Origin of the sequence: Pseudomonas sp. GM50, assembly GCF_000282375.1 — a bacterium.
Taxonomy (GTDB): domain Bacteria; phylum Pseudomonadota; class Gammaproteobacteria; order Pseudomonadales; family Pseudomonadaceae; genus Aquipseudomonas.
In genome coordinates this window covers 1-16,359 of record NZ_AKJK01000127.1, presented here as the reverse complement: position 1 = coordinate 16,359, position 16,359 = coordinate 1, and the positions used below count along the sequence as shown (strand labels likewise).

Genomic DNA, 16,359 nt, shown 5'->3' with positions numbered 1-16,359 from the left:
GATGAACCTGTCCCCTCTCAATCGCCGACGTTTCGAACTGTTCAAGGCCAACAAGCGTGGCTGGTGGTCGCTGTGGCTGTTCCTGATTCTGTTCGGCGCAAGCCTCGGTGCCGAACTGATCGCCAACGACAAACCGCTGGTGGTGCACTACGACAACGCTTGGTACTTCCCGGCCCTCAAGCGCTACCCGGAAACCGCGTTCGGTGGCGAATTCCCGCTGGAAGCCAACTACAAGAGCCCGTACATCCGCGAACTGCTCAAGGCCAAGGACGCCTGGGTGGTGTGGGCGCCGATCCCCTACAGCTATCAGAGCATCAACTACGACCTGAAAGTCCCGGCCCCGGCGCCGCCTTCGGCCGATAACCTGCTGGGCACCGACGATCAGGGGCGCGATGTGCTGGCCCGGGTGATTTACGGCTTCCGGATTTCGGTGCTGTTCGCTTTGACGCTGACCATTCTCAGCTCGATCATCGGCGTGATCGCCGGGGCCTTGCAGGGTTTTTATGGCGGCTGGGTCGATCTGGCCGGGCAGCGTTTTCTGGAGATCTGGTCCGGGTTGCCGGTGCTGTACCTGCTGATCATTCTGGCCAGTTTCGTGCAGCCAAATTTCTGGTGGCTGCTGGGGATCATGCTGTTGTTCTCGTGGATGAGCCTGGTGGATGTGGTGCGCGCCGAATTCCTGCGCGGTCGTAACCTGGAATACGTGCGCGCGGCGCGGGCGCTGGGCATGCAGAATGGTGCGATCATGTTCCGCCACATCCTGCCCAACGCCATGGTCTCGACCATGACCTTCATGCCGTTCATCCTGACCGGCGCCATCGGCACCCTGACCGCCCTGGATTTCCTTGGCTTTGGCCTGCCGCCGGGCGCGCCGTCCCTGGGTGAACTAGTGGCCCAGGGCAAATCCAACCTGCAAGCGCCGTGGCTGGGTATGAGTGCGTTTGCGGTGCTAGCGCTGATGTTGAGTCTGCTGGTGTTCATCGGCGAGTCCGCTCGCGATGCCTTCGACCCGAGGAAGTGAAATGAATCAGGACAATCTGATCGAAGTGCGCGACCTGGCCGTCGAATTTGTCGTCGGTGAACGCGTGCAGCGGGTGGTCGAAGGCGTGAGCTTCGACATCAAGCGCGGCGAAACCCTGGCGCTGGTGGGCGAAAGCGGCTCCGGCAAATCGGTGACCGCCCACTCGATCCTGCGACTGCTGCCCTACCCGCTGGCTAGGCACCCGTCCGGCACCATCACTTATTCCGACCGAAACCTGCTGGATCTGAAAGAGAAAACCATCCGCCACATCCGCGGCAACCGGATCGCGATGATCTTCCAGGAGCCGATGACTTCGCTCAATCCACTGCATTCGATCGAGAAGCAGATCAACGAAGTGTTGGGCATCCACAAAGGCCTGACCGGCAAAGTCGCAACCAAGCGCACGCTGGAACTGTTGGAGATGGTCGGCATTCCTGAGCCGGAGAAGCGTCTCAAGGCCCTGCCCCACGAGTTGTCCGGCGGCCAGCGCCAGCGGGTGATGATCGCCATGGCCCTGGCCAACGAGCCGGAATTGCTGATCGCCGACGAACCGACCACCGCCCTGGACGTGACCGTTCAACTGAAAATTCTCGAACTGCTCAAGGAATTGCAGGCCCGTCTGGGCATGGCATTGTTACTGATCAGTCACGATTTGAACCTTGTACGAAGAATTGCGCATCGCGTATGTGTCATGCAGCGCGGTTGCATCGTCGAACAGGCATCGTGCGAAGAATTGTTCCGCGCGCCGCAGCATCCGTACACGCGGGAACTGCTGGCAGCGGAGCCCAGCGGCAAGCCGGCGACTAACGTTATCGGCCCGCCCTTGCTGCAAGTCGAGGACCTGAAAGTCTGGTTCCCGATCAAGAAAGGCTTTCTGAAAAAGACCGTGGACCATATCAAAGCGGTCGACGGGATCAATTTCAGCCTGCCCCAGGGCCAGACCCTGGGGATTGTGGGAGAAAGCGGTTCCGGCAAGTCGACGCTCGGCCTGGCGATTTTGCGGCTGATCGGTAGCAAAGGCGCCATCCGTTTTGAAGGCAAGCAGCTAGACTGCCTGACGCAGCAACAGATTCGACCGCTGCGACGGGAAATGCAGGTGGTGTTCCAGGACCCCTTCGGCAGCCTGAGCCCACGGATGTGCGTGAGCCAGATCGTCGGCGAAGGCCTGCGGATCCACAAGATGGGCACCGAGGCAGAACAGGAACAAGCGATTATTGCGGCACTCAAGGAGGTAGGTCTGGACCCGGAAACCCGGCACCGCTACCCCCACGAATTTTCCGGTGGGCAACGGCAAAGAATCGCCATTGCCCGGGCATTAGTGCTAAAACCGGCGTTGATTCTGCTGGACGAGCCGACTTCGGCCCTCGACCGCACCGTGCAACGCCAAGTGGTGGAGCTACTACGTTCACTGCAAACCAAGTACAACCTGACGTATTTGTTTATCAGCCATGACCTGGCTGTCGTCAAAGCGCTGAGCCACCAGCTGATGGTGGTCAAGCATGGCCAAGTGGTCGAACAGGGAGACGCGCAAAGTATCTTTGCCGCCCCCCAACATCCGTATACACAGCAGTTGCTGGAAGCCGCTTTTCTGGCACCAGCCACTGCGCAATAAACCTGAAAAGAGGAGCAACACATGGGTTTTCTCGCCGGTAAGCGCGTACTGATCGTCGGTGTCGCCAGCAAGCTGTCCATCGCATCCGGCATCGCTGCCGCCATGCATCGCGAGGGCGCTGAGCTTGCCTTCACTTATCAGAACGACAAACTCAAGGGTCGTGTCGAAGAATTCGCACAAGGCTGGGGCTCGAGCCCTGAGCTGTGCTTCCCGTGCGACGTGGCCAGTGATGAAGAAATCGCCAAGGTCTTCGAAGCACTGAGCAAGAAGTGGGACGGCCTGGACTGCATCGTGCACTCCGTCGGCTTCGCCCCGGGCGACCAACTGGACGGCGACTTCACCGAAGCCACCACCCGTGAAGGTTTCCGCATCGCTCACGACATCAGCGCCTACAGCTTCGTGGCTCTGGCCAAGGCTGGCCGCGAAATGATGAAAGGCCGCAATGGCAGCCTGCTGACCCTGTCGTACCTGGGTGCCGAGCGCACCATGCCGAACTACAACGTAATGGGCATGGCCAAGGCTTCGCTGGAAGCTGGCGTGCGTTACCTGGCCGGCTCCCTGGGCCCGGACGGTACCCGCGTGAACTGCGTATCGGCTGGCCCGATCCGTACCCTCGCCGCTTCCGGCATCAAGAACTTCCGCAAAATGCTGGCTGCCAACGAAGCGCAAACCCCGCTGCGTCGTAACGTCACCATCGACGAAGTCGGCAACGCCGGCGCCTTCCTGTGCTCGGACCTGGCGTCTGGCATCAGCGGCGAAATCATGTACGTAGACGGCGGCTTCAACACCACCGCCATGGGCAACATCGAAGAGTGATCTTCGGTTAGCCATTAAAAACCCGCCTCTTCAGGCGGGTTTTTTATGTTCGGAATTCAAGGCCCGACATAATTCCCTGTGGGAGCGGGCTTGCCCGCGATGACGGATTAACATTCAAAATGGATGTTGACTGATACACCGCTATCGCGGGCAAGCCCGCTCCCACAGGGGTTTGAGTTTAGTCAGGGATATGTGTCAGGCACCGCGCAAACAACTGCTGGATCGGCTGCATACGCTGGCTGTAACGCTGCAGCAACACGATCTCCCGATAGAACGTCAGTTCGCCCAATTCGATCACCCTCACCCTGGCGCCGTGTTCAAGCCACAGTCCTGCCTTGGGCAGCAATGAAATGCCCAATCCGCACTCGACCATTTTCACGATGGCTTCCAGTTCATCCAGCTCAAGGGCCACGTGCACGTCGATACGCTGCTCGCGCAGAAATCGCGTGATCAAGCGTCCACCGAACGAGTTGCGGTCGTAGCGCACGTGAGGATGGTCCGCCAGCAACTGCAGCGGGTCATCGCCTTCAAGGTTGGCCGGAACGACCAGCACGAATGGCTCCTTGCGAATCACCTGTGCCGACAACTCCTTGGGCAAGTCGAATGGCGGCTTGATCAGGATGGCCAGATCCACCTCACCGGTGTCGACCTGACTCAACAGATTCAGCGACACACCGGGCACCAGCTTCGGCTCCAGCAGCGGTGCCTGTTGACGCAATCGTAACAACGCCTGGGGCAACAGCCCGGTCTGGACCGTAGCTACCGCACCAATCTTCAACTCGCCGCGATACTCGCTGACATCATCGCTGACGGCCATGCGACTGAAGGTTTCCAGCATTTCCCTGGCCATCGGCAACGCGCGTTGCCCCGCTGCATTGAGCAACGCCTGGCGCCCCGTTCGGTCGAACAAGCGAATGCCCAGCGCCTGTTCCAGATTGCGAATCTGCGCACTGACCGCCGACTGCGTGAGGCCGATGTGCATGCCCGCCGCGGCGAACGTGCCATAACGCGTCACGGCAATGAAGGTTTTCAGTTCCCGCAGCATGCGGCTCTCCAATTGATCGAAATAATTTGAGCTCGTCGCAAAAACTATCGTCTTTCAATCAAAAAGCACAGGACTAGACTGTGCTTCAACGTCCCACAGTTGAGGCAAACCCCATGCAACTCTCCCCTTTTCACCTGGCCATCCCGGTTTATGACCTGAGCGCCGCGCGCAGCTTTTACGGCACGGTATTCGGTCTGGAAGAAGGTCGCTCCAGCGACCATTGGGTCGATTTCAATTTCTTCGGCCATCAACTGGTCATTCACCTGGCGCCGAAAAACGCCTCTCAGGAAGCGGCCCACACCAATGCCGTGGATGGACATAACGTACCGGTTCCGCACTTTGGCGTAGTGCTGGGAATGGAGGAATGGGAAAACCTGGCCGAGCGCTTGAAGTCTCTGGGCACCCGTTTTGTGATCGAGCCGGGTATCCGCTTCCAGGGGCTGGTGGGCGAACAGGCCACGATGTTTCTCTTCGACCCCTGCGGCAACGCCCTGGAGTTCAAGGCGTTCAAGAACATCGACCAGTTGTTCGCCAAATGATCGGCCGTGCTCTTGATGCCACCGCCCTCAGCGAGGCAGTAACCCATGGCGAGACAAGCGCTGCGGCCATCGCCGAGCACTTTCTTGAGTGCATTCAGACGCTGGAGCCAGACATCCAGGCCTTCGCCTCGTTCGATGCCCGCCAGGTGCGTGCCGCTGCCGCACAATGCCCCGGCCAAGGCTTGCTGGCCGGAGTGCCGGTGGGCATCAAGGACATCTTCGACAGCGCCGACCATCCCACACAATTTCATTCGCCCATTTACGCCGGCCATCAACCGTCCCGCGACGCCCACGTGGTGACGCTGCTGCGCCAGGCCGGAGCGCTGATCATGGGCAAGACCCACACCACCGAATTTGCGTACATGCACACCGGCCCGACCCGCAACCCCCACAACCTCGCCTGCACGCCGGGCAGCTCCAGCGCTGGCTCGGCGGCCGGGATGGCAGCGGGTTTCTTTGCCCTGGCGCTGGGTACCCAGACCGCTGGCTCGTTGCTCAAGCCGGCGTCCTACTGCGGCCTCTTCGCCTTCAAGCCGTCGTTGGGGCTGGTGTCGCTGGAAGGCGTAAAGCCGCTGGCGCCGAGCTTTGACACCGTGGGCTGGTACGGTCGATCGGTACGTGATCTGCACCTCGTGGCGCGAGTGTTGATTCCTGGCTTCGTAGTACCTGACGTCGAGCGGCGTCCGCTGCAATTGGGTTTCTGCCGCACATCGCGCTGGGACCAGGTGGACCCAGAGGTGGCCCGTGCGCTGGAGCTGGCAGTGGATCAGTTGCGCGGCGCCGGCCATCACGTCAGCGAAGTGCGGCTGCCGGATGAGTTTGCCGGTGTGTTCGACGATCATCAGTTGATCAACGATTGCGAAGGTGCTCGCTCGCTGGCGAAGGAATTTCAACAACACCGGGCACAATTGAGCCCTTCGACACTGGCCATGTTCGAGCGAGCGGCGGCGACAACATGGGAACAGGAATCTGCGGCCAAGGCGCGCCTGGCCAATCTTGCCCCGCGTTTGAATGAGCTTTGCCACCCCTTCGACGCCATACTTGGTGCCACTTGCGGGATCGTCGCGCCGATGGGCCTGGAAAGCACCGGGCCGTCGGACTTCATCAAGTTCTGGGGGGCGTTCGGCTGGCCGCAAATCAATATTCCGCTGATTCGCGCCGAAGGCAGTCTACCGATCGGATTACAGATAATCGGACGGTTCAGAGACGATGGCCGGCTGTTGCGAACAGCCGGGCACGTTGCAGCGGTCTTGCAAGACGCCACTCAACAATGACGAGCGTCGAACTGTCGGTCGCGTATCGCCTTATCGACCAAAGCCAGCAAATTCTCCGCTGTCTGGTGTAGCCGAGGATCAAACTCGATCTGCCCGATACTGAAGCGAATGTCATAGCCATGATGTGCCGTGGCATTGCGTTCATTGAGTATTTCTTCGAGGCGCGCTCTGATCGCGGCGATTTCCACGGTGTCGGCGCCGGTCAACAAGGCAGCAAATTCATCGCTGCCCAACCGGCCGATCACATCGCTCTCGCGAAAGGCGATGCGTAGCACATCGGCGAAGGTTTTCAGTGCATCGTCGCCCTCGGTACGACCATATGACTGGTTGATGCACTTGAAGTCATCGAGATCGAAAAAAAGCAGGGTCGCGGGTTTGCCCAACTGCTGACAGGCCTCCAGCCCCAACCGGGCCAAGGCCTCGAAGCCATGACGATTGGGGAGCAACGTCAGCTCATCCATGCTCGCCATCTGCACGCCCATCAGTTCTTGCTCGGCCTTGCGCGCCATGTCGCGCAGTACATCGCGATCCTTCACTGCGCTGTCGAGGACGTTCGGCGTACGCAGGTCTGCGCCAGCGCCGGGTTTGAGCGGTTTGCCTGGGGTTAACATCATTCACTCCTTGATGGATATGAACGTTAGAGTCGTTCACACCCGGTATGACTCCCTATAAACGCGCCGTCGGTCAGCTACCCGCCAGCGGACACGGCCCTCCAGCGTCGGCCCAGAGTTTGAACTGGGTGACAAAAATATCGTGGGGCACCGGCACCGGCGCCCGTCCCTCACCCGGACGCCAGCCCCAGAGCACCAGCTTGTCCTCGCTGACATGCTTGATCAGTGCCGCAAAATCACGATCGCCATTGCTGGAGCGGTCCTTGATCATCGCGCACAACTTGTCGGGTGGCAGACCGATCCAGGCCATTTTGTGTGCGGCTGGCGGCAGGCTCCAATGCGGCGCCCCGGGCGGTGCATGAGGCCCATAACTGGTCGGCGGATTACTTTCGGCATGACAGGTAGCACATGGCAAACCGGCCGAACCCTTGCCATCCATGCCGCGAACCACGTTCATTGCGTGAGGCACGCCGACGTCGAACTGCAACGGCGAATCGCCGGGGATATGACAGTTCTGGCAACGCGGGCTCTGGAACACCTTCTGCACCGTCTCGAACGCCTTCACCGCCGCTTTATCGTCAGCGAACAGGTCCGAGGCATAGCCACTCAGCCCGATCAACACCACCGCACCAAGAATCAGATGTCGTCTCATCTCACACCCCCGACAGTTGCAATGGCAGTTCCCGCAGGCGCTGCCCGGTCAGGGCAAACACTGCATTAGCCACTGCCGGCGCCACCGGGGGTACACCGACCTCGCCGACGCCACCGGGCTTGTCGCTACTGGGGACGATATGCACCTCGACCACCGGCATCTCGTTCAGGCGCAGCACCTGATAGTCGTGATAGTTGGATTGCTCCACCTGACCGTTCTTGAACGTCAGTTTGCTGTGCAAGGTAAAACTGAGACCAAAGGTGATGCCTGACTCCATCTGCGCGGCGATGCTCTGCGGATTGACCGCAATGCCGCAGTCCACCGCGCACACCACCCGGTGTACGCGAATCGCCAGGTTGTCCTGCGACACCTCGGCCACCTGGGCGACATAGCTGCCGAAAGATTCATGCACCGCCACGCCCAATGCGTGACCGTTCGGCAACGGTGCTTTCCAGTTGGCTTTCTCCACCGCCAGATTCAGCACGCCCAAATGCCGTGGATGCGCCTTGAGCAAGGCGCGTCGGTATTCCACCGGATCCTTGCCGGCCGCGTCTGCCAGTTCATCGATCAACGACTCCATGACGAATGCCGTGTGGGTGTGCCCTACCGAACGCAGCCACAGCACGCTGATGCCGGTTTGTGGTGAATGCAGTTCGACCTGATGGTTGGCCAGCCCCTCAAGATAAGGGCTGTCGGCCACGCCTTCGACGGAGGTTTTGTCGATGCCATCCTTGACCATGGTCGCCGCGAACGACGTTCCCGTCAGGATCGACTGCCCGACCAGCACATGCTTCCAGGCCATTGGCATGCCGTCGGCACCCAGCCCGATGCGCGCCTGATGCAAGAACGCCGAGCGATAGTAACCGCCGCGAATGTCATCCTCTCGGGCCCAGACGGTTTTCACCGGCGCGCCCGCGGCCTTGGCGACGTACACGGCTTCGCTGACAAAATCCGAGGTCGGATTGGCCCGCCGCCCGAAGCCGCCGCCGAGGAATTGGGTGTGGATCTCGACCTGTTCGGGTTTGAGCCCGGTGATCTTCCCCGCGATCATCTGATCCAGCGTCTGAAACTGCGTGCCGGTCCAGATTTCGCATTTGTCCTTGGAGATTTTCACTGTGCAATTGAGCGGTTCCATCGGCGCGTGGGCCAGGTACGGCACGCTGTATTCAGCCTCAATCGTCTTCGCCGCTTTGCCTAGCGTCGCTGTCGCATCCCCGGCCTGACTGGCGGAAGTGCCGGGGGTGGCGGCAAGTTTACGGAAGCTTTCCAGCAGTTGTTGACTGTCGAGCCCGGCGTTCGGCCCCAGATCCCATTCGACCTTCAGCGCATCGCGCCCCAGCTTCGCCGCCCAATAATGATCGGCAATCACCGCGATACCCGTGGGCACCTGCACCACTTTGTGCACGCCCGGCACCGCCAGCGCCTCGGCGCCTTCGAAGGATTTGACGCTGCCGCCGAACACCGGCGGGCGGGCGACCATCGCCGTCATGAGCCCGTCGAATTGCACGTCCATGCCGAACTTGGCCCGACCAGTGATTTTCTCCGGGGTGTCGAGGCGCTTGGTGGGTTTGCCGATGACCTTCCAGTCCTTGGCCTCCTTGAACTTGATCGAGGCCGGATCCGGCACCGGCAGCTTGCCAGCGTCATCCGCCAATTCGCCGTAAGTGGCGCGCTTGTCGCCGGCCATGACCACGCCCGATTCGGTGCGGATCTGCGAAGGCGCCACGTCGAATCGCTTGGCCGCCGCCTCGATCAGCATCAAGCGCGCCGCCGCTCCGGCCTGGCGATAGCGGTCGAACTCCATCCAGGTCGACGTCGAACCGCCGGTGATCTGCATCCCGCCAAACGCCGGCAGGCCATAATCGGCCGCCAAGGCTGGTGCATGTTCGACACGGATTTTCGACCAGTCGGCGTCCAGCTCTTCGGCGATCAACATGGTCAGGCCAGTCCAGATGCCCTGGCCCATTTCCGAATGGCCGAGCAGCACGGTGATGCTGTTGTCGTTGCCAATGCGTAAAAAGGCATTGGGGGCGAAGACGTTTCCTTGATTCTCGGCACCGAGGGCAAAGCGATTGGCACCCGGAATGACAAACGCCACCACCAGACCGCCACCCAACACTGCGCTGCCCTTGAGAAAACCGCGACGCGAGACAGGGTTGATTCTGTTCATGGGTCAACTCCCTTCGACGTGGTATCAACCGATCTCGGCGGCACGCTTGATCGCGGCGCGGATTCTTGGGTAGGTGCCACAGCGGCAAATGTTGCCGGACAGCGCCTGGTCGATGTCACTGTCGGTGGGCTTGGGGATCTTCGCCAGCAGCGCTGCCGCCGACATGATCTGCCCCGACTGGCAATAACCGCACTGGACCACGTCGAGTTCGGCCCAGGCTTGCTGGACCGGGTGCGAGCCATCAGCGGACAAGCCTTCAATGGTGAGAATTTTCTGCCCATGAGCCACCGCCGTGGCGGGCGTTATGCAGGAGCGCAGCGGCGCGCCGTCGACGTGCACGGTGCAGGCGCCGCACTGGGCCATGCCACAACCGAATTTGGTGCCCGTCAGGTGCGCGACATCGCGCAGCACCCAGAGCAACGGCATGTCCGCGGGGACATCCAGTTCCTGGTCCTTGCCATTGATATTAAGGGTCAGCATTGCGGGTTTCCTCAGACTCACGGTGTTCTGAAGGGGCGCCTCGTGGCGAGGGGGCTTGCCCCCGTTCGGCTGCGAAGCAGTCGCAAATCCAGTGCGTACTAGTGTGCTTGGCAGTACGAGATTGCAGGTTTTAGGACAGCTTCGCAGTCCAACGGGGGCAAGCCCCCTCGCCACAAGCTTCGCTCCTACAAGGTCGGCGGGTTACGCGCGCCTTGGGTTATCCCTACAGCTAAGCGCAATTTGACCCACAAGCCATGTTCATCGACCACCGGTCGCTGCTACGCGGATTGATCGGAAGTTGGCCTGGGACCACCTAAAAGCAAACCAATATCATTTGCGAGACTTCCGGCCATTTGCTTTAATCGCGACCAATTCTTATTTGCACCCGCGACGCCGGTCGCCATGGACGTGTGCTCTCAATGACAATCGCCGACTTTTCTTCGGTTCAAAACCTCTATACCTGCCACCACCAATGGCTGTACGAGTTGTTGCGTCGACGCCTCAGCAACGCGATGGATGCCGCGGATCTCGCTCATGACACCTTCATGCGAGTACTCAAGCGGCCACAGGCGTTTGACTGTGACGTTCGAGAGCGCTCCTACCTGGCGACCATTGCTCGCGGTTTGTGCATTGATCACTGGCGTCGACGGCAGTTGGAACACGCCTGGCTGCAGACCCTCGCCGCACGCCCTCCCGACTTGCAACCGTCACCGGAACAACGGGCGATCATTGTCGAGACCCTGCACGAAGTGGACGCCCTGCTACAGCGCTTGCCCAAACGAGTCAGCGATGCATTTATCCTGGCTCAGCTGCACGGCATGCCCTATCGACTCATCGCCAGCGAAATCGGCGTGAGCGAGCGCATGGTCAAGAAGTACCTGGCCCAGGCCATGATGCACTGCGCGATCCTCGAGGCCGAGCTCGATGGGTTGCTGATTGAATAACCCCATGCCCGCCGCCCCCTTGAAAAAACTCAGCCATACCAGCCTCGAGCAAGCGGCTCAGTGGTATGTGCAACTCCACGACCCACAAGTAGCCGACCACGAACGCCTGCGCTGGCAGGATTGGCTGGCCCAAAGTACTGACCATCAGGACGCCTGGCGCTACATCGAACGGGTCGGGCAACGCTTCACCCCGCTGCAACACGACAGCGAACAACAGGCCATAAGCCAGGTTCTGCGCAGCACCGGGCGCTCGCCGATCAGTCGCCGCCAGACCCTCAAGAGCCTGTTGATCCTCACCGCTGGCAGCCTGACGGGATGGGCCGCGTGGCGCGGCACGCCGCTGCCGGAAACGCTCGGGCGGTTCACTGCCGACCTCGCGACCGGCACCGGGGAAACCCGCGAAACCGTGCTCAACGATGGCAGCCGGATCTGGCTGAATGCACTCAGTGCACTGAATGTCCGCTTCGATGCCACGCAACGTTTGCTGCAGTTGCAGTGCGGCGAAGTGTTGATCGACACCGCCAAGGACCCCGGTCGACCGTTTTTGGTGGAAACCGCCCAAGGACAACTGCGGGCGCTGGGTACCCGCTTCAGTGTTCGCCAGGAGGATCGACAGACGTTGCTGAACGTCTATGCAGGTGCGGTTGAAGTTCGCACCCGCCACGGCGCGGTACAGGTTGTCGAGGCCGGTCGGCAACTGGGGTTCAGCGACAGCACAATGACGCTGAGCACCGCCGCCAGCCCCTCACGGGAAGCCTGGCGCCATGGCCTGCTGCTGGCAGACAACCTGCCACTGGGCCAGTTGATCGACGAATTGAATCGCTACCGTCCGGGGCATTTGCACTGCGACCCGGCAGTCGCCGAGCTGCCGGTCATGGGCTCGTTCCCGCTCAAGGACACTGATCAGGCATTGCGCCTGCTGGAAGCGGCATTGCCGATCCGGGTGCAAAAAACCTTCGCCTGGTGGGTCAGCGTCGGCCCGAAAGCCTGAGTGAAAAAAACTCTTTTTCGGTAATGGGTTCCCTTTTGCCTTTCTCGTTCGGTTAACCCCTCAGAAGCACCTCACATCGCCGATCGAACTGATTCCAGGGAACGCCATGTCACGCAACGCCTTCACCCGCACTCGTTTTGCCCTGCGCCCCTTGGCGCTGGCTCTCCCGGCTGCATTTCTGAGCTTTTCGGCACCGTTCGCTCAAGCAGACACCACGGGCGCCAGTGAACAGTCCAGCCCCCGGACACGCCATTACGCGATAGCAGCGGGACCGTTGGCCAGCGTACTCAATCGCTTCGCCGAGCAGAGCGGAGTCTTCCTCGCCGGTCACAACGACCTCGCGGCCGGCAAGCGCAGCCCCGGCCTCGATGGCGACTACACCGACTCGCAAGCGTTGCAGCGACTGTTGCAAGGCAGCGGCCTGCAGGCCAACCCCCAGGGCAACGGCGGCTATGTGTTGCAAGCAGTACCGGCCTCGCAAGGTGCGCTGGAACTGGACGCCACGAACATTTCCGGTCAGGGGCTGGGCGCCACCACTGAAGACACTCATTCCTACACCACCGGCTCGACGTCTTCGGCCACAGGCCTGCCGCTGTCCCTGCGCGAAACACCGCAGTCGGTGACCGTCATCACCCGTCAGCAAATGGACGACCAGGGTTCCACCAGCATCGCCGACCCCCTGCGCCGCGCCCCCGGCATCAGCGTGCAGAACTACGACAGTGAACGCTGGGAGTTTTCCAGCCGAGGCCTGCCGATCACCAATTTCCAGTACGACGGCGTCAACACCGACTACGACGGTGTCTACGATTACGGCACCACCAGCACCGACATGGCGACCTTCGACCGCGTGGAAATCATCAAAGGCGCAACGGGCCTGATGACCGGTTCGGGCGACCCCTCGGCCACCGTCAACCTGATCCGCAAGCGCCCGACCAAAGAATTCAAGGCATCGATCGCCGGCACGGTCGGCTCCTGGGACAACTATCGCAGCGAAGGTGACATTTCCGGCCCGCTGACCGAAAGCGGCAACGTGCGCGGGCGGTTCGTCGGGGTCTATCAGGATCGCAGCGCCTACATGGATCACTACCAGAACACCAAGGACATCGCCTACGGCATCCTCGAAGCGGACCTGACCCCGGACACCCTGCTGACCTTCGGCATGGACCAGCAAAATACCCGTTCGCGCGGCGCCAGCTGGACCGGTTTCCCGATGTACTCCAGCGACGGCTCGCGCACCAACTTTTCCCGCTCCTTCAACCCGGCCACCGACTGGAGCCGACGCGACTTCACCAACCATACGATTTTCGCCTCCGTGGAACAACGACTGGCCAACGACTGGACGCTGAAAGTCAGCTACGACCGTAAACACCGCCAGCACGACACCCTGCTCGGCTCGGCCAGCGGTGGTAATCCGGACCCGGTCACCGGTAACGGCATGTTCATGTATATGGGCAAGTTCAAGGGCGATCAGGTTCAGGACAACATCGACATCAACCTCACCGGCCCTTTCAGCCTGTTCGGTCGCGAGCATGATTTGATCGCCGGTTTCATGTCGATGAACGCCCGCCAGGACATCCCGGTGCACGGTTCGGTCTATCCGGCCCTGGACGGCAGTGTCTTTGACTGGCGTGGCGAGTTCCCCAAACCGGACATCCCGCGCATCGGCGATAACGACATCGTCCAGCGCCAGACCGGTGCCTACCTGGCCACCCGGCTCAAGCCCACCGATAATCTGTCGGTGATCCTCGGCGGCCGGGTCAGCGACTTCAAGGGCAGCGACCACCTCGACTACAGCGATCCGAACACGCCCGACGTGCGCGACGGTTATCGCCAGACTGGCGTAGTCACCCCTTACGCCGGGCTGATCTACGACCTCAACGATACTTATTCGCTGTACACCAGTTACACCAGCATCTATCAGCCGCAAATGAGCAAGGACGCCGCGCGCCAACTGCTCGACCCGGTGGAAGGCGACAGCTACGAAGCCGGCATCAAGGCCGAATACTTCGGTGGGCGCCTCAACGCCAGTTTCGCGGTGTTCCGCATTGAACAGGACAACATCGCCCAGTACGTCAGCGGCTTCGAAACCGAGTCGGTGTACACGGCCGTTCAGGGCGCGACCACCAAAGGCTTCGAGTTCGAACTGGCCGGTGAAGTGATGGAAGGCTGGAACCTGTCGGCCGGTTACACCTACAACCACACCCGCGATGCCAAAGGCGATTACGTCTACGGCTCGGTGCTGCAAACCACCGCCCCGGAACAAGTGGTGCGTGTGTTCAGCACCTATCGACTGCCCGGCGCATGGGAAAACCTGACCGTCGGCGGCGGTGTGAACTGGCAAAGCGAGTTTTTCGGCAACGTGTTTCAGCCCAACCCCTCCGACACGGTCAACTTCGGCCAGTACTCACGCATCACCCAGGACAGCTACTACCTGGTGGACCTGATGGCACGCTATCGCTTCAACGATCACCTGAGCGCGACCGTCAACGTCAAGAACCTGTTCGACAAGACCTATTACACCGGGTTGGGCAATTTCGGCACCGGTTTCTACGGCGAACCGCGCAGCCTGCAACTGACGACCAAGTGGGATTTCTGAGCCCTGCTTCAATGGCTGCCGAAGGATCGGCAGCCGATTTCTTGCGAGTTGTCGATCTACGGCGCCACCGGGGGACGACGGACTGACTACGCTGATAATCCAGCGTGCTCAACTTGCCGAGGACAACCGCCATGCAACGCTTTCCAAAACTCACACCCTGCCTGTGGTTCGACGATCAAGCCGAAGCGGCGGCGAAGTGTTATTGCTCAATCTTCGATCACTCGAAAATCACCGCCATCACCCATTACGGCAAGGCCGGCCAGGAGACCCATGGCCGGCCGGCAGGTTCGGTGATGACTGTCAGTTTCGAGCTCGATGGCCATGCATTCACCGGACTCAATGGCGGGCCGGTGTTCACCTTCAACGAAGCAGTGTCGTTTCAGGTCAACTGCCAGGATCAGGAAGAAGTCGACCACTTCTGGGGTAACCTGTCTGCCGGTGGGCCGGTGCAGGCGCAGCAATGCGGCTGGCTCAAGGACAAGTTCGGCGTGTCATGGCAGATCGTGCCCGTGGCGCTGATGCACATGCTGCAAGACCCCGACACAGCCAAATCCCAGCGCGCCATGGCGGCAATGCTGCAAATGAAAAAACTCGACATCGCCACGCTGCAACGAGCCTTTGACGGCGAGAACTAATACACTCCAAAGCAGAACCGCCGAGGACAGCGAGATGAAGCACACCGTCGCCAAAGATGCAGACAAAGCCCCGCGCTTCTGGCGCGACGACGCCCTGCCCTTCATCGAGGCCCGTTCCATCGCCGACGGTCGCGAAGTCTGCTACAGCCGCCATTCTCACGCGCATTTTTCCATTGGCGCGATCACCGCCGGGCGCAGCACCTACATTCACGAGCAATCGGAGTTTCAGGTCAGTGCCGGCACCGTGGTGTTGATGAACCCCGGCGATGTGCATGCCTGCAACCCGATCGACGACCAGCCGTGGTCGTACCTGATGCTGTACGTCGAGACGCCTTGGCTGACCGATTTGCAGCATCAGCTCGGCTTCAGCCAGGACTCGGCGTTTCGCCGGTTCTCCATCACCCACAATCGTGACATCGAGCTGTTCGCCGGGCTGAAGAATCTGTACGAGGTATTGGTCGATCCGCAGCAAGACGTGTTGTACAAGCACAGCGCGGCGGTGGAGTTTTTCACCGAGGTGCAACAGCGGCTCAACCCCGTCGATCAACCGCTGCGCGAACCCAATTTCAAGCTGGAACGGGCTGCCGACTATATCCACGACAACTGCACGCAAATGCTCAAGCTCGAAGACATCTGCGAGGCGGCGCAACTGTCGCCGTCCTACCTGATCCGCGCGTTCAAACAGCATTACGGCATGACGCCCCATGCGTTTCTGGTCAACCGGCGCATCCAGTTCGCCCGGGATCGACTGCGCAGCGGCAGGTTGATCGCCGATGTGGCGCTGGAAGCGGGGTTTGCCGACCAGGCGCATTTCCAACGTGCGTTCAAACAGCATCTGGCGGCGACACCGGGGCAGTATCGCGGTTGATGCCAACACAAAATCCCCTGTGGGAGCGAGCCTGCTCGCGATGGCGGTTGATCATTCAACATTGATGTCGACTGACCCGACGCTATCGCGAGCAGGCTCCCTCCC

15 protein-coding genes are annotated in these 16,359 nt (G+C 60.8%); 10 read left to right on the top strand and 5 right to left on the bottom strand.

What is annotated here, in order from left to right:
- The first annotated feature begins 1 nt into the window (after position 1).
- The 3 genes from PMI30_RS02355 to fabI are packed head-to-tail and all read left to right on the top strand — an operon-like array spanning position 2 to position 3,449.
- Positions 2–1,021: an ABC transporter permease gene (locus tag PMI30_RS02355; RefSeq protein WP_007906755.1), complete on the top strand. Its 1,020-nt coding sequence runs from the start codon at positions 2–4 to the stop codon at positions 1,019–1,021.
- Between the two features lies 1 nt (position 1,022).
- Positions 1,023–2,633 (top strand): ABC transporter ATP-binding protein, encoded by a 1,611-nt coding sequence (locus PMI30_RS02360; protein WP_008014541.1) that lies wholly within the window; start codon positions 1,023–1,025, stop codon positions 2,631–2,633.
- Between the two features lie 21 nt (positions 2,634–2,654).
- Positions 2,655–3,449, top strand: a complete 795-nt coding sequence (fabI, locus tag PMI30_RS02365) for an enoyl-ACP reductase FabI (RefSeq protein WP_007906751.1) — start codon at positions 2,655–2,657, stop codon at positions 3,447–3,449.
- 178 nt (positions 3,450–3,627) lie between these two features.
- On the opposite strand, the gene PMI30_RS02370 is transcribed toward fabI, so the two are convergent.
- Positions 3,628–4,494, bottom strand: coding sequence for a LysR family transcriptional regulator (locus PMI30_RS02370; protein WP_008014540.1), 867 nt, complete (start codon positions 4,492–4,494; stop codon positions 3,628–3,630).
- A gap of 113 nt (positions 4,495–4,607) precedes the next feature.
- Here PMI30_RS02370 and PMI30_RS02375 point away from each other — a divergent pair, with 113 nt between their 5' ends.
- Positions 4,608–5,033 carry a VOC family protein gene (locus PMI30_RS02375; protein ID WP_008014538.1) on the top strand — a complete coding sequence of 142 codons (426 nt, stop codon included), beginning with the start codon at positions 4,608–4,610 and terminating at the stop codon, positions 5,031–5,033.
- The gene (locus PMI30_RS02380) at positions 5,030–6,307 is read left to right on the top strand and encodes an amidase (RefSeq protein ID WP_008014536.1); all 1,278 of its coding nucleotides are present in this window, start codon (positions 5,030–5,032) and stop codon (positions 6,305–6,307) included. Before PMI30_RS02375 ends, PMI30_RS02380 begins: the two co-directional genes overlap by 4 nt.
- Here PMI30_RS02380 and PMI30_RS02385 read toward each other — a convergent pair.
- From PMI30_RS02385 to PMI30_RS02400, 4 genes are all read right to left on the bottom strand, one after another.
- Positions 6,298–6,918, bottom strand: coding sequence for a GGDEF domain-containing protein (locus tag PMI30_RS02385; protein ID WP_008014533.1), 621 nt, complete (start codon positions 6,916–6,918; stop codon positions 6,298–6,300). The genes PMI30_RS02380 and PMI30_RS02385 overlap by 10 nt on opposite strands.
- Positions 6,919–6,991: 73 nt before the next feature.
- A complete protein-coding gene (locus PMI30_RS02390) occupies positions 6,992–7,570 on the bottom strand; it encodes a hypothetical protein (protein WP_008014532.1) in 579 nt (192 codons plus the stop codon).
- A 1-nt stretch (position 7,571) separates the two neighbouring features.
- Positions 7,572–9,740: a xanthine dehydrogenase family protein molybdopterin-binding subunit gene (locus tag PMI30_RS02395; RefSeq protein ID WP_008014530.1), complete on the bottom strand. Its 2,169-nt coding sequence runs from the start codon at positions 9,738–9,740 to the stop codon at positions 7,572–7,574.
- A 24-nt stretch (positions 9,741–9,764) separates the two neighbouring features.
- Complete coding sequence (locus PMI30_RS02400) at positions 9,765–10,220, bottom strand: (2Fe-2S)-binding protein (protein WP_008014528.1); 456 nt, start codon at positions 10,218–10,220, stop codon at positions 9,765–9,767.
- A 419-nt stretch (positions 10,221–10,639) separates the two neighbouring features.
- Here PMI30_RS02400 and PMI30_RS02405 point away from each other — a divergent pair, with 419 nt between their 5' ends.
- From PMI30_RS02405 to PMI30_RS02425, 5 genes are all read left to right on the top strand, one after another.
- Positions 10,640–11,164, top strand: coding sequence for a sigma-70 family RNA polymerase sigma factor (locus tag PMI30_RS02405; protein WP_008014526.1), 525 nt, complete (start codon positions 10,640–10,642; stop codon positions 11,162–11,164).
- Positions 11,165–11,168: 4 nt separating this feature from the next.
- A complete protein-coding gene (locus PMI30_RS02410) occupies positions 11,169–12,155 on the top strand; it encodes a FecR domain-containing protein (RefSeq protein ID WP_008014524.1) in 987 nt (328 codons plus the stop codon).
- Positions 12,156–12,261: 106 nt separating this feature from the next.
- Entirely contained in the window at positions 12,262–14,751 is a 2,490-nt protein-coding gene (locus PMI30_RS02415; protein WP_008014522.1) for a TonB-dependent siderophore receptor, read from the top strand.
- 131 nt (positions 14,752–14,882) lie between these two features.
- A complete protein-coding gene (locus tag PMI30_RS02420; RefSeq protein WP_008014520.1) occupies positions 14,883–15,386 on the top strand; it encodes a VOC family protein in 504 nt (167 codons plus the stop codon).
- Positions 15,387–15,420: 34 nt separating this feature from the next.
- Complete coding sequence (locus tag PMI30_RS02425; protein WP_008014518.1) at positions 15,421–16,254, top strand: AraC family transcriptional regulator; 834 nt, start codon at positions 15,421–15,423, stop codon at positions 16,252–16,254.
- The last annotated feature ends 105 nt before the right edge of the window (positions 16,255–16,359 follow it).

What these genes read in the sequence shown, in the direction of transcription:
- PMI30_RS02360 (WP_008014541.1), top strand. Translation starts at nt 1,023, where the DNA reads ATGAATCAGGACAATCTGATCGAAGTGCGCGACCTGGCCGTCGAATTT.
- PMI30_RS02355 (WP_007906755.1), top strand. Translation starts at nt 2, where the DNA reads ATGAACCTGTCCCCTCTCAATCGCCGACGTTTCGAACTGTTCAAGGCC.
- PMI30_RS02410 (WP_008014524.1), top strand. Translation starts at nt 11,169, where the DNA reads ATGCCCGCCGCCCCCTTGAAAAAACTCAGCCATACCAGCCTCGAGCAA.
- PMI30_RS02400 (WP_008014528.1), bottom strand. Translation starts at nt 10,220, where the DNA reads ATGCTGACCCTTAATATCAATGGCAAGGACCAGGAACTGGATGTCCCC.
- PMI30_RS02425 (WP_008014518.1), top strand. Translation starts at nt 15,421, where the DNA reads ATGAAGCACACCGTCGCCAAAGATGCAGACAAAGCCCCGCGCTTCTGG.
- PMI30_RS02395 (WP_008014530.1), bottom strand. Translation starts at nt 9,740, where the DNA reads ATGAACAGAATCAACCCTGTCTCGCGTCGCGGTTTTCTCAAGGGCAGC.
- PMI30_RS02370 (WP_008014540.1), bottom strand. Translation starts at nt 4,494, where the DNA reads ATGCTGCGGGAACTGAAAACCTTCATTGCCGTGACGCGTTATGGCACG.
- PMI30_RS02420 (WP_008014520.1), top strand. Translation starts at nt 14,883, where the DNA reads ATGCAACGCTTTCCAAAACTCACACCCTGCCTGTGGTTCGACGATCAA.
- PMI30_RS02390 (WP_008014532.1), bottom strand. Translation starts at nt 7,570, where the DNA reads ATGAGACGACATCTGATTCTTGGTGCGGTGGTGTTGATCGGGCTGAGT.
- PMI30_RS02405 (WP_008014526.1), top strand. Translation starts at nt 10,640, where the DNA reads ATGACAATCGCCGACTTTTCTTCGGTTCAAAACCTCTATACCTGCCAC.
- PMI30_RS02375 (WP_008014538.1), top strand. Translation starts at nt 4,608, where the DNA reads ATGCAACTCTCCCCTTTTCACCTGGCCATCCCGGTTTATGACCTGAGC.
- PMI30_RS02415 (WP_008014522.1), top strand. Translation starts at nt 12,262, where the DNA reads ATGTCACGCAACGCCTTCACCCGCACTCGTTTTGCCCTGCGCCCCTTG.
- PMI30_RS02385 (WP_008014533.1), bottom strand. Translation starts at nt 6,918, where the DNA reads ATGTTAACCCCAGGCAAACCGCTCAAACCCGGCGCTGGCGCAGACCTG.
- PMI30_RS02380 (WP_008014536.1), top strand. Translation starts at nt 5,030, where the DNA reads ATGATCGGCCGTGCTCTTGATGCCACCGCCCTCAGCGAGGCAGTAACC.
- fabI (WP_007906751.1), top strand. Translation starts at nt 2,655, where the DNA reads ATGGGTTTTCTCGCCGGTAAGCGCGTACTGATCGTCGGTGTCGCCAGC.